The organism is Streptomyces sp. NPDC096323 (assembly GCF_040302845.1).
GTDB lineage: Bacteria > Actinomycetota > Actinomycetes > Streptomycetales > Streptomycetaceae > Streptomyces.
Genome location: NZ_JBEOSI010000007.1, coordinates 101289 through 113325 on the forward strand (window position 1 = coordinate 101289; position 12037 = coordinate 113325).

General features: G+C 69.9%; 10 protein-coding genes and 1 pseudogene. 5 read left to right on the plus strand and 6 right to left on the minus strand.

Features of this window, described 5'->3' with window-relative positions; all coding sequences use genetic code 11:
• Positions 1 to 102: 102 nt before the first annotated feature.
• A complete protein-coding gene (locus ABTX18_RS20435) occupies positions 103 to 450 on the minus strand; it encodes a winged helix-turn-helix transcriptional regulator (protein ID WP_352124120.1) in 348 nt (115 codons plus the stop codon).
• Between the two features lie 75 nt (positions 451 to 525).
• On the opposite strand from ABTX18_RS20435, the gene ABTX18_RS20440 reads away from it, so the two are divergent.
• The 3 genes from ABTX18_RS20440 to ABTX18_RS20450 all read left to right on the plus strand — a co-directional run bounded on the left by ABTX18_RS20440 (position 526) and on the right by ABTX18_RS20450 (position 7142).
• The gene (locus tag ABTX18_RS20440; RefSeq protein ID WP_352124121.1) at positions 526 to 1416 is read left to right on the plus strand and encodes an NAD(P)-dependent oxidoreductase; all 891 of its coding nucleotides are present in this window, start codon (positions 526 to 528) and stop codon (positions 1414 to 1416) included.
• A 183-nt stretch (positions 1417 to 1599) separates the two neighbouring features.
• Positions 1600 to 4197 (plus strand): S8 family serine peptidase, encoded by a 2598-nt coding sequence (locus ABTX18_RS20445; protein WP_352124122.1) that lies wholly within the window; start codon positions 1600 to 1602, stop codon positions 4195 to 4197.
• Positions 4197 to 7142 carry a hypothetical protein gene (locus ABTX18_RS20450; RefSeq protein ID WP_352124123.1) on the plus strand — a complete coding sequence of 982 codons (2946 nt, stop codon included), beginning with the start codon at positions 4197 to 4199 and terminating at the stop codon, positions 7140 to 7142. Before ABTX18_RS20445 ends, ABTX18_RS20450 begins: the two co-directional genes overlap by 1 nt.
• Positions 7143 to 7364: 222 nt before the next feature.
• Here the strand turns inward: ABTX18_RS20450 and ABTX18_RS20455 are convergent.
• Positions 7365 to 8041 (minus strand): annotated as a pseudogene (locus tag ABTX18_RS20455) (hypothetical protein).
• Positions 8042 to 8171: 130 nt separating this feature from the next.
• Here ABTX18_RS20455 and ABTX18_RS20460 point away from each other — a divergent pair.
• The gene (locus ABTX18_RS20460) at positions 8172 to 8627 is read left to right on the plus strand and encodes a hypothetical protein (RefSeq protein WP_352124124.1); all 456 of its coding nucleotides are present in this window, start codon (positions 8172 to 8174) and stop codon (positions 8625 to 8627) included.
• A 102-nt stretch (positions 8628 to 8729) separates the two neighbouring features.
• Complete coding sequence (locus ABTX18_RS20465) at positions 8730 to 9407, plus strand: hypothetical protein (protein WP_352124125.1); 678 nt, start codon at positions 8730 to 8732, stop codon at positions 9405 to 9407.
• Here ABTX18_RS20465 and ABTX18_RS20470 read toward each other — a convergent pair.
• The 4 genes from ABTX18_RS20470 to ABTX18_RS20485 form a co-directional block, all read right to left on the minus strand.
• Entirely contained in the window at positions 9391 to 9573 is a 183-nt protein-coding gene (locus ABTX18_RS20470) for a hypothetical protein (protein ID WP_352124126.1), read from the minus strand. The two genes, ABTX18_RS20465 and ABTX18_RS20470, sit on opposite strands and share 17 nt — an antisense overlap.
• Positions 9574 to 9581: 8 nt before the next feature.
• The gene (locus ABTX18_RS20475; protein WP_352124127.1) at positions 9582 to 10502 is read right to left on the minus strand and encodes a helix-turn-helix domain-containing protein; all 921 of its coding nucleotides are present in this window, start codon (positions 10500 to 10502) and stop codon (positions 9582 to 9584) included.
• Positions 10503 to 10805: 303 nt separating this feature from the next.
• Positions 10806 to 11051, minus strand: coding sequence for a DUF397 domain-containing protein (locus ABTX18_RS20480; RefSeq protein WP_352124128.1), 246 nt, complete (start codon positions 11049 to 11051; stop codon positions 10806 to 10808).
• Positions 11048 to 11914, minus strand: coding sequence for a helix-turn-helix domain-containing protein (locus tag ABTX18_RS20485; protein WP_352124129.1), 867 nt, complete (start codon positions 11912 to 11914; stop codon positions 11048 to 11050). Before ABTX18_RS20485 ends, ABTX18_RS20480 begins: the two co-directional genes overlap by 4 nt.
• Between the last annotated feature and the right edge of the window lie 123 nt (positions 11915 to 12037).

The window sequence follows — 12037 nt, forward strand, 5'->3', positions numbered from 1 at the left end:
CGTACATCGTCGCGACGGGCAGCGCCGGATTCGCGGCGGCCCGGGGGCCGAGCTCCGGGTCGTCGAGCAGCGCCGCGATGCGGTCGATTCACGCGCGCACGCTCAGGGCGCTTCCTGGGGGGCGCCCCGCTCCTGGAGCAGGTGCTCCCTGCCCCAGGCTCCGAGAGGGCCCAGGGCCTCGTTCAGGGAGACACCGAGGGGGGTGAGCGCGTACGTGACGCGGCGTACCGCACCCTCCGACGTCTCCTCGCGGGAGACGATGCGGTCGGCCTCCAACTCCCGCAGATGCGAGGCGAGAACCTTCTCCGTGATGCCGGGGATGCCCCGCCTCAGCTCGCCGAACCGGCCGGGCCCCGCCTCCAGCGCCCACAGGATGAGCACCTTCCACTTACCGCCGACCACGTCGATCGCCGCGTCGATGCCGCACACGTAAGCGCCCCGCCTGGTCATCCACTCACCCTAAGGTAACCACCCACAAAATAGTGCGTACTTGATCACCTATCGGGCGTGACCCAGCCTGGAGGCATGGACTCACACAGCAATTCCAAGACGCCCGTCACCCTCCTCGGCCTCGGTGACATGGGGACCGCGCTCGCCCGCACCTGGCTGGCCGCGGGGCACCCGCTGACCGTCTGGAACCGCACTCCGAGAAGGGCGGAACCACTGGTGCGCGAGGGCGCCCGTCCGGCCGCGACACCGGCCGAGGCGGTGGCCTCGGCCACCGGACCCGTCGTCCTGTGCCTGCTGGACGACGCCTCCGTGGGCGAGACCCTGAGCGGTACCGAACTGAACGGCAAGGACGTGGTCAACCTGACCACGAACACCCCCGCCCAGGCCCAGCAGCGCGCCCGCTGGGCCGAGGACCGCGGCGCCCGCTTCCTGGACGGCGGGATCATGGCCGTCCCTCCGATGATCGGCCGCCCGGAGACCGGGGGTTACGTCTTCTACAGCGGCGACCAGCAGTTGTTCGAGCGCCACCGTGAGGTGCTGGAGGTTCCCGCCGGCGTGAAGTTCGTCGGCGAGGACCCGGGGCACGCGGCGCTGCACGATGTCGCCCTGCTCAGCGCCATGACGGGGATGTTCGCAGGCATCACCCATGCTTTCGCCCTGGTGGACACGGAGAAGGACGTCGACCGGGCCCGGTTCGCCACGCTGCTCGCTCAATGGCTCGGCGCCATGGCCGGAGCCGCCCAGGGCATGGCCGCCCAGCTGGACAGCGGTGATTTCACCGAGGGGGTCGCGTCCAACCTCGCCATGATGGCGGCGGCCAACGACACGCTTCTCGCCACGGCGCAGGGCCAGTCCGTGGACCCGCGGCTCCTCACCCCCTACATGCGGCTGATGAGCGACCGGGTCGCCGAGGGCCACGGCGACGAGGGGCTGGCAGGCACGGTCGGCCTGCTCGCAAGCGCATAGCGTGGTGGGGCGGCGGCGGGGGACGCGGAGCCTGCGTGGGACCGGCTCGGATCTGCCTGAACGGGCCGCGGATCCGGGCGGGGCCCGGCGAGAACCGGCGGGATCAAGTGGCCTGTAATGGCCGAGTAACGGCAGCCTCCTAGGGTCCGGGCACCCGAACCTTCCCCCCGGAGGAGTGCCTCGATGCCCCTGCCCCGATCGCCCAGGCGTAGACGTGCCGTGTGGGCGGCGGCCTCGCTCACCGCGGCTGCCGCGATGCTGGCCGGCCCCGTACCAGCCCTTGCCGACTCCGCCGACTCCACACCGTCGAGCCCGGTCTCGGGCAAGATCGACGCCGGACTCGCGTCCGCCGTGCGCGACGGCGCGGACGCCCGCTTCTTCGTCGTACTGAAGGACCAGGCCGACCTCACGGCCGCCAAGCGGAAGAAGACCCACGCCCAGGCGGCCCAGGCCGCCTACAAGGCGCTGCGCGACACCGCGCGCCAGGGCCAGCGCTCGCTCACCGCCTTCCTCGACAAGAAGAAGGTGGGGCACCAGGACTACTGGATCTCCAACACGGTCCAGGTGACGGGTGACCAGGCGCTGGTGGACGCGCTGGCGAAGCGTTCCGACGTGGCCAGGATCGTCAAGGCGCGCACGTACAAGCTCGACGACATCGAGACCTCCGACGCGAAGGTCGCCGCATCGCGCACCCGGTCCGCCGGGACCGACTCCTCCGCCACGGGCGACGACGCCCCGGAGTGGGGAGTCAAGGACATCAAGGCGGACCAGGTCTGGTCGCAGTACGACAACCGCGGCGAGGGCATCGTCATCGCCAACGTCGACTCGGGTGTGCAGTACGACCACCCGGACCTGGTGCAGCAGTACCGCGGCAACAACGGCGACGGCTCGTTCACGCACGACTACAACTTCTACGACCCGTCCGGGTACTGCGGCACCTCCGGCAAGCCGTGCGACAACAACGGCCACGGCACCCACACCATGGGCACCATGGTCGGCAAGCACGGCATAGGCGTCGCCCCCGACGCGACGTGGATCGCGGCGAAGGGCTGCGAGTCCGACCAGTGCACGGACGACTACCTTCTCAAGGCCGGTCAGTGGATCCTCGCGCCGACCGACCACAACGGGCAGAACCCGCGCCCGGACCTCGCGCCGAACATCGTCAACAACTCCTGGGGCGGTGACGACAACACCTTCTACAAGGACATCGTCGAGGCCTGGAACTCCGCAGGCATCTTCGAGGCCTTCGCGGCCGGCAACGACGGCAACGGCGTCACCTGCTCCACCACGCACCCGCCGGGCTCGCAGGTCGCCTCCTACGGCGTGGGCGCCTACGACTCCACCGGCAAGATCGCCAAGTTCTCCGGCTTCGGACCCTCCCCGATCGACGGTCTGGCGAAGCCGAACATCTCGGCACCGGGCGTCGACGTCACGGCCACCTGGCCCGGTTCGCAGTACAACACCATCAGCGGTACGTCGATGGCGACCCCGCACGTCGCGGGCGCGGTCGCGCTGCTGTGGTCGGCTGCTCCGTCCCTGATCGGCAACATCGACGAGACCCGCAAGCTCCTCAACGAGGGCGCGCGCGACGTCGAGGACACGCACTGCGGCGGCACCGCCGGCATGAACAACGTGTGGGGCGAGGGCAAGCTCGACGTCTTCGCCTCCGTGGAGAAGGCCCCGCACACCGCGGTGACGGTGTCCGGCCGGATCACGGACAAGGCGAGCGGCGCGGCGCTGCCGGGCGTCACCGTCAAGGCCACGAACGACTCCACGAACCGCGCGGTGACCACCGGTGCCGACGGCTCCTACCGGCTGTCGCTGCTCCCGGGCACCTACAGCTTCTCGGCCGGTTCCTACGGCTACGTGACCGGCACGGTGTCCGGCGTCGAACTGGCCACGGGGCAGCCCCTGACGCAGGACCTCGCGCTCACCGCCGTGCCCGCGCACCAGGTGACCGGCAAGGTCCTCGACGTCACCGGACGGCCGCTCGCGAAGGCCACCGTCTCCGTGAAGGGCACGCCCGTCGCGGCGGTCACCACCGACAGCCAGGGCCTGTTCACCCTGCCGAAGGTCGCCGAAGGCGCCTACACGCTGTCCGTCGCCCCGGCCGCTCCGGTCGTGTGCAACGGCGTCTACAGCGGCGCGATCGAGGTCGACGGCGACGAGACGGCCGACGTGAAGCTCCCCAACCGTACGGACGCGGCCGGTACCTACTCCTGCGCACCCGTCGCCTCCTCCTGGATCACGGGCTCGAAGAGCATCGCCCTGACCGGTGACGAGGACGCCACGAAGATCAGCCTGCCGTTCCCGGTGCGCCACTACGGCGTGAGCTACACCAGCGCCTCCGTCACCACCAACGGCCTGGTCAACTTCCTCCAGCCGCGCCTGGGCGACTACACCAACACCGCGCTGCCGGCGCCCGCCCAGCCCAACGGCGTCGTCGCCGCCTTCTGGGACGACCTGACCCTGGACAAGAAGTCGAGCGTCCAGACCGCCGTCACCGGCAAGACCGGCTCCCGCCAGTTCGCCATCGTGTGGAACAACGCCGCCTTCGCCTCCGCCACCTCGGTGCGCGTCTCCTTCGAGGCCGTCTTCGACGAGGCCACCGGCGCCGTCACCCTCCAGTACAAGGGCATCGGCAGCGCCGCTTCGCAGCGCGGCGGTTCGGCCACCACCGGCATCGAGAACCAGGCCGGCACCGACGGTCTCGGCAGCTCGTTCAACGAGACCGTCCTGAGCGACGCCACCGCCCTCCGCTTCTCCCCGAAGGACATCTGATGAGAAACCCGCAACGACGGGGCCTGCGCCTGGCCTCCATGCTGGTTGCCTCCGGTCTCGCCCTGAGCATCGCCCCGGCGGTCCACGCCGAGGACGGCAACGGCATCCTGAAGCTCACCGACAGCCAGGCCACGGAGATGGCCGCCCGCCTCATGCCCGACGTCTACGGCGACGGGCGGAGCCAGGGTGATGCCCGGCGGACGGCCGAGGCCGCCAAGGCGACCGCCGACAAGGCCGCCGACGCAGACGCCTCCACGACGGACAGCGGTGCGTCGACCGACGCCACCAGCCCCTGGAAGCTGACCAAGAAGTCCGGCATCGAGGGCGCCCAGGGCATGGCCGCCACCTTCCCGGTGGGCGGCTCGAAGGGCGACTACTTCTCCGTCAACGGGCTCAGCCCGATCCAGCGCGTCGGCGCCGACGGCAAGCAGCTCTGGTCGCGCGACGCGACCTCCCTGGACGCGGACTGGCAGATCACCCCGTCCCCCCGCGGCAGCAAGGAGCCCTACCCGCCCGCCGTGGTGATGGGCTTCAACGCGATCAGCCCGTTCGCGATGGCGAGCGACGACGGTGTCACCACCGGCGACCTGACCGGCGACGGCGTGGACGACATCGTCTTCACCGCCGAGAACGGCGTACTGCCCTACCGCCCGTTCACCTCCCCGGGCTCCTCGCTGCCCAACGGCACCTTCGTCACGGTCCTGGACGGCGCCACCGGCAAGACGCTGTGGTCGAAGCTGTACGCGGCCGCGTACAACGTCAAACTGGTCGGCAAGACGCTGGTGATCGCGGACTCCGCGTTCTCCAACATGAACTCCCCGGCCGGCTCCAAGGCCACCCTGACCGGCATCCGCTTCGACTTCGCCGACGGCAAGCTCACCCCGAAGCAGACCTGGACGCACGAGGCCGAGCTCTACAACGGCGTCCAGTGGGGCTCGCTCCAGCCGCTGGGCGACGGGCTGATCGCCGCCTCCTGGAACCAGAACCGCAACTACGCCACCGACCAGACCCCCAGCGGCCACACCCTGGTGATCGACACCGAGGACGGCACCGTCAAGTGGTCGAAGACCGGCAGCCTCTACGTACGGCAGCTGCGCCTGGACGCCAAGCGTGACCGGGTCGTGGCGCTGGAGCAGTCGGACTACACCGAGGGCGTGAAGTACGAGATCGCCGCGTACGACCTCGCCGACGGCACCCGTACCACCCTCACCGAGCGGATCAACGCGCTTCCCCTCGCGCTGGAGATCGGTGACATCCAGGGCAGCACCAAGCCTGAGTACACGGTCAGCGAGTCGACGCTCTCCGAATCCGCGTACAGCCCGGTTCCCGACATGAACAGCAACAGCGTCCGCGCGCTCGACGGCGACGACGCGAGCCTGCTCTGGGCGCGCACCGTCAAGCGGGCGGGCGACAGCGGTGACGTCGCCGCCGCATGGGGCCTGAAGGCGGTCGACGGCAAGATCGTCGCCTCCTACCTGGACGACACGGACCTCCGGGCCGCCGAGAACCGCTACGGCTCCCACTACGCCAGGATCTCCGTCCTCAGCGGCACCAAGGGTGCCGTGAAGTGGGAGAAGAACGGCGTCATCGGCTCGCCGCTGTACACCGAGCCGTTCAAGGACGGCTCCTGGCGGGTGCGGACCGTCGACACCGACCAGAACGTACGTGTCTACAACCTCGGCAACGGCGCGGAGAAGGCCGTCTCGCCGCTGGAAGGCGTCCCCACCACCGCCGCCGCCACGGACATCAACGGCGACAAGAAGAACGACGTCGTCCTCGGCGGCTCGTCCAACGGCCTGTTCGCCTACGACGGCACGTCGATGGTCTCCGGCCGGCCCAAGCGGCTGTGGTCGACCACGCTGCCCGGCCGCGTGGCCCAGGTCATCAAGGCCGACACCACCGGTGACGGACGCGACGAGCTGATCGTCGCCGCGAGTTCGGCGGCCGCGATCGTCGACGCCCGCACCGGCAAGGTCCGCACCGTCATCAAGGCGGGCGCCGGCGAGTACGTCCGTAACGTCGTCGCCTCCGACCTCGACGGCGACGGCGCCGCCGAGGTCGCCGTGGCGACCGACAAGGTCCGCGCCTACGAGGACGACGGCTCCCTGAAGTGGGAGTACGCGGTCCCGGCGGAGATCGGCACCCCGGCGTTCGCCGACCTGTCGGCCGCCGACGGCAAGGTCTACGCCCAGTACCAGACCCGCGGCCGGAGTCCCGTCGCGCCGGTCGCCGCGGGCGGCGTCGCGCTGAACGGCAAGGACGGCTCGGCCGCCTGGTCGTTCACCCCGAAGGCACCCAGCACCAGCCAGGGCGACGTCCTCGGCATGCCGCTGCGCGCCGGCACGTTCGCCTCGTCCGGCATTCCCTACGCCGACGGCCATGCGGTGGTCTTCACCTACGTGGTGCGCGGCAACTCCGAGCAGCTGCCGCCCAACCAGCTGACCAACATGGTCCAGATCCGCGACGGCCGCACCGGTGAGCTGCTGCACGAGGCCAAGGCGGGCGGCTACGCCACCCTCGCCAACTGGATGACGGGCCCCGAGGGCCTGGTGGAGAACAGCCTGGCCTCGCTGCGCACCTACGGCGCGGACGGCGTGGACGGCCAGGCCCGTGCCATCGCCGAGATCCGCGGCGGCTCCTTCGCCACCGGCCCCGACGGCGCCCGCGTCCTCGTACGCAGCGGCGAGACCTTCGTCGCGCTCTACAGGCCCGAGGTTTTGAAGGCCGACGTCGAGCCCCACCAGTTGGCCGTCACCGGCTTCGACGCCTGGGGCGCCCGCGAGCACTTCGTGGCCGACCTCGACGGCGACGGCAAGGACGAGATCATCACCCTGCCGTTCGACGCGTACGGCACCGACCGCACGGCCGGTCTCGTCGGCAACGAGGTGTCCGGCTCCTACACCGCCATCCGTTCGGCCATCACCCTGACCATCGACAAGGCCTGATGTCCCGCACCACCCTCTGAGCCGGCGTCCCCGCACCACTGCGGGGACGCCGGCTCGGGCATGCGTGAAGGCCCCGACCTGCCTTGAAACGCTCCAGTAACGGCCCCGCCCTATGGTTCCGGAGATCCCTGCGCCTCGTCCGGCCTCTCCGGGGTGGAACTGGGGAACCGCCGACCGGCGGAATTTCGGAGAGGGCGAGGCGCAGGGATCTCCGGCCGCCGCTCAGCCGGCCGAAGTGTTCCGAGTCGCCTCATGTGCCTCGGCGAGGGCGCGCTGCCTGATGCCGACGAACAACCGCATCCCGGTGGCGGCCAGGACGTCATCCCGGCCGACGGTCCGCCTGGCCCCGCCCTGGCGGACGACCATGACCGCGTCACGGGCGAGGTCGGTCAGGAAAACGCTCGCGATCCCGTCCAGGTCCCGGACCATCGCCGGGACGGCCGTCACCCCTGGCTCCGCAGCAGCTTCCTGACCCCGGCCTCGAACCGGTGGGAGCCGGCCACAGCACTCGGCCTGCGAGACCTGCTGCGCTTGGGAGAGGACACGATGACACCCTCGGCGTCGCGCAGGACACCCATCCGCTCCTTGAACGTCGAGCTGTAGCCGAACCACGAACCCGCCACCTCGAGTTCGACGTTCCGGTCGATTGCCGGAATCAGGTCCTCGGGAAGCAGCTTCTTCCGGTTCTGCTCTACCGCTGCTCTCCTCGCGGCGTCGATGATCTCCGTCAGCACGGTCCGTGTCACCGACGCGGCGGCTATCGCGGCCGGCCGGGAGACGTGCATCGGGGTCACGTCCCTGAACACCGCTTTGGCGAGGGAGGGCGTGAACGGCGGGACACCCGTGACCGAGGCGGCTGTGGGGCCGCCGTGATCGGGACGTGCGGGTTGTGCGGTCATTGGAGGAGGTGCTCCCTGTTGTCGGAGTCGTCAGTGCGCGGTGCGTGAATCCAAAGGTCGTTCAAGTGTCGTCGAGCCTTCCGACGTTGTGCGCGCGTGAGGTCGGGCATCCGTAGCGGAGGATGGCCCTATGCGTGCTCATTTCGATCAACCAGAAGTCCGCCGGGTCCCGCGCGGCGAGTACCCCCTGTGGGACGAAGCTCTCGTGGTCCTCAACCAGGACTTGGCCGCGACGCTTACTGAGCAGGGACCTCTGCAACTGCTGGCCCAGCCTTCCTACGAGGCGGGCGAGCCCGAGTACGTCTACGTTGCCCTGGCCAACGGCGAATGGCACGGCGGTCATCTGTACCCGAAGACGCCGGAAGACTCTGCTCATGCCTTGGCGACCGTCGCCGACGCCGCGCAGGAAACCGTCACTGAGCTTCTGTGGCAGGCGTGGCCCCTGTGCGTCGAACACAACCTGGGCACGCATACGCGCGACGTGGACGGAGTGCTTTCCTGGTGGTGCTCCGGCCGGCGGTCGGAGGGCGGGCCGGGCCACATCTGTGCGGCCGTGGGCGCGCTCGGCACCTTGCGACTGCCGTGACGTGAAGAGGGCTGTCGGGTCGGCGGTGAGAGCCGACTCTCGCTCCTCGAAGTGAGTACGCGTGCTCATGGCCGTGCCGGCGCCCGACTTTAGGTTGACGGCATGCCTCGAATCGCACACACCGCAGCCGCACTCGCTCTGGGCGCGCTCACCCTCACCGCCTGCTCCGGCGCCACCCAGGCCGCCACCATCAAGGCGGACAACGTCGCCTCCGCACCCGGGGCCCCGGGTTCCGGCGAACCGTTGCTCGACTTCATGAAGCTCGCGCTCGAACTCACCGCAGGCTGCGCGCCGCTGGACGACAGTAAGGGCGACAAGGCCCCCGGCCCCAGCGAGTTCCCCACCATTCCGGAAGAACCGTCCAGCAGGCCCACGGGTGATCCCGGCGACCGCCCTCCCGTGCCTGCCGACCCGCCCGTCATCGAGAACACCGCGCCGCCCGTTCCCGAGGGGAACCTCCTGGATCCGGTCCCGCTCACCGGGCCCGAGATCTGCTACGCGGACAAGTTCGCCGCGCACGTCACGACCGCGCTCAAGGGCACGGGCGAGAGTGCCGCCGAGGTGCGAACCGCGCTCAACCGCGCCGGATACCCGAATGAGTTGATCGTGAACATGAAGCCCGAGCACGGCTCTCCCCGCGTGCGGATGGACCTGCGTCAATGGGACATCCGTGTCGCCCTCCAGGTGGTGCACCGCGGCACCGGGGGCACCGTCGTGGACAAGTTCGGCGCACAGCCCGGAGCGCCTCTCAAGGACGTGCGGTTCATCCCGGCGGGGTGAGGGTCGGTGAGCCGTCCCACGGCACGTCGAGGTCGCCCGCCAGGCCCGTCGAGCCGTGCATGATGCCCGCGACCTGGCCGATGACCACGGCGCCGGACCCGGCCTCATGCAGAGCCCGAGTGCTGGGGGCGGCATGACGGAGGAGGAGCGCTGCGGTCTCGTTCAACGGCTCATTCAACAGCGGCTGTTCGGCCGGTTTGCGTGCGTGGCCTCGTTGCACTCGTCGCAGTTGCCCGGCTCGGGCGCTCTGAATGCCCGGTCGCAGCCGTCGCAGTTCTGCATCGGCACGGGCCGGTACGCGGCGGGCAGCGAGCGCCCGGAGGGCAGGCCCTCGGTGAGCCGGTGCCTCAGCAGTTGCGCCGGGAACCGCACCGGGCGGGGCAGATCCTCCGTCAGGGCCCTGCGCACGGCAGCGGGCGAGGCGTCCCGCTCGAACCAGGCCGCCACACCCGGGGCGAGAAAGTCGATCTGCTCCTCGGTCAGGACGAGTTCGCTGTCCTGGTTCTGGAGCCCGACGAGGAGGTGCGCGGCGGCCTGGAGGAGCTGCGGCCGGGGGTTGACCGGATGCGGCAGCGGAGGGCGCGGCGGCTTCTTGGCCGTGGGCGCGGGGACGCGGGGGAGGGGCGCGGGCTCGGCGGGCTGCGCAGGGGGTGGGGGCGGCGGTGCGGGAGTGGGCGCCTGTGTCCGGACCGGGCGGGGCTTGCGCGGCTTGGGTGCCTGCGTCTGCGTCTGCGCCTTGGCGAGGGTGGCGGGGTCGGGGTGGTTGTACGACACCGTGCGCGTGTAGACCTTGCCCTCCGGCGAACGCACCCGGGTGCGCTTCAGGTAGCCGTGCTCCTCCAGCTCCCGCAGGGCCTCGGCAATGCGGTGCTCGCTGTCGGCGGGCAGGCGGGCCGCGAGGACCTTGATGCCGACCTTCGCCCCCGGCGGCAGCGACTGGATGTGGAGGGCGAGCCCCCGGGCGGCAAGCGAGAGTTCGGGGTGCTGGCTGAGGTGGTTGCCCACGACGGTGAAGCGTTCCGTGTGGCGGACGTTGACATGTTCGACGCCAGAGGGCGGGACGTAGGGGCCCGCGATAACCTGCGAGGTAGCCATCAGGAAGGTGCTACTTCCGTGTTGGTCAGGCCCCCGCTCGGGATTGTCGTCCCGGCGGGGGCCGTCAGAGTCTGAAGTTTGGTGCGGCGAGCATATGCCACGCAACCGGGGGCAAATCTAGCTGAGTTGGCGAACCTCACCCGTGCGGGTGACGAGGACGCCGGGCGGGTTGGGTGGGTATTTAGTTCTCTTCCAACAGCCTTTAAAAGCTTTTACGTCGCGGCTCACCGGGACGCGGAAATCCACGATGTGGTTCCCGCGTCGTGGATTCCCGCGACCCGGTGAGCCGCGATCGGGGCTGGGTCAGCCCCGGGAGGCGTACGCGACGAAGGCCGACCAGACGGCGGGGGCCACGTCGACGTGGGGGGCCTGGAGGTTCTTGGAGTCGCGGATGTGGATGGTGGCGGGGGAGGCGGCTACCTCGACGCAGTTCCCGCCTTCGCCCGTGCTGTAGCTGGACTTGCGCCAGTCGTAGGCGACCTCGATGCAAGCTCCGCCCTCGCCGCTGCTGTAGCTGCTCTTAAACCAGTGGAGTTGCTCGGTGTTCATCGCTCTCCCAGCATCTTCTCGATCAGCGTCAGGGACTCCCTCGGGGTGAGAGCCTGCGCTCGGATGATCCCATAGCGCTCGCTGAAAACTCGGACTGCTTCTGGCTCTGTGACGAGCCTCGGGTTGCCGTACAGCTCTGTGTAGGCGGCCTGCGGTCGCCCCTTGGGTGTGATCAGGGTGAACGTGCCGTCAATGGCGGGGTGTTCCTCGCGTTCGGTAGGCATCACCTGAATCTCCACCGTGCGGAGGCGGCCGACACGCAGAAGTTGCTGCATCTGGTCTGCGTGCACGGCCCTTCCTCCGATGGGGCGGCGCAACGTGGTCTCTTCCAGTACATAGCTGAAGGTCGGAGCGGGCCAGCGCTCGAAGATCCGTTGCCTGTCCAGCCGATCGGTGACGCGCTTCTCGATGGTCTCCTCGTTCAGCAGCGGGCGTCTCTGAGTGAATACGGCCCGCGCATAAGCCTCCGTCTGAAGCAGGCCAGGAACGACCTGTGCGCTGTACTCATGCAGCGCGACCGCCTCTGCCTCCACCCGCGCATAGTCCCGGAACCAGTCCGGATGCCGCGTCCGCGACCGCGCCAACGCCTCCCGCACCTCATCCGCAGCCGCCGCCAGCACCCCGCCCGCGTCCAACACCTGGTCCACACGCTCAAGGAAGTCCGGCTGAGGCGTCCGAACCCCCCGCTCCACCGCCGACACCAGGTCCTCCCCGCAATGCGTCGCGAGGCCCAGCTCCCGCTGGCTCAGGCCCGCGCGTTCGCGCAGGACCTTGATCTGTTTGCCCAGCGCCCTGAACAGGTGCGCAGTACCGTCCGACTCTGCCGGCCGCTCCGGCCGTTCCTCGTGTCGCCCGTTCGCCATCTGCCCCGTACCGCCTCTTGTCCGTCCGGTCACGGCCCGACACGCCCGTACAGCCGACGGGAAGGCCCCGTACAGCTTCACGGCGTCGTCGCGTCACTCCTGGTCAGCGTACGAGTACGCAGC

Coding starts and splice junctions, on each gene's coding strand:
- ABTX18_RS20435 (WP_352124120.1), bottom strand. CDS start 450: ATGACCAGGCGGGGCGCTTACGTGTGCGGCATCGACGCGGCGATCGAC.
- ABTX18_RS20440 (WP_352124121.1), top strand. CDS start 526: ATGGACTCACACAGCAATTCCAAGACGCCCGTCACCCTCCTCGGCCTC.
- ABTX18_RS20445 (WP_352124122.1), top strand. CDS start 1,600: ATGCCCCTGCCCCGATCGCCCAGGCGTAGACGTGCCGTGTGGGCGGCG.
- ABTX18_RS20450 (WP_352124123.1), top strand. CDS start 4,197: ATGAGAAACCCGCAACGACGGGGCCTGCGCCTGGCCTCCATGCTGGTT.
- ABTX18_RS20460 (WP_352124124.1), top strand. CDS start 8,172: ATGCGTGCTCATTTCGATCAACCAGAAGTCCGCCGGGTCCCGCGCGGC.
- ABTX18_RS20465 (WP_352124125.1), top strand. CDS start 8,730: ATGCCTCGAATCGCACACACCGCAGCCGCACTCGCTCTGGGCGCGCTC.
- ABTX18_RS20475 (WP_352124127.1), bottom strand. CDS start 10,502: ATGGCTACCTCGCAGGTTATCGCGGGCCCCTACGTCCCGCCCTCTGGC.
- ABTX18_RS20480 (WP_352124128.1), bottom strand. CDS start 11,051: ATGAACACCGAGCAACTCCACTGGTTTAAGAGCAGCTACAGCAGCGGC.
- ABTX18_RS20485 (WP_352124129.1), bottom strand. CDS start 11,914: ATGGCGAACGGGCGACACGAGGAACGGCCGGAGCGGCCGGCAGAGTCG.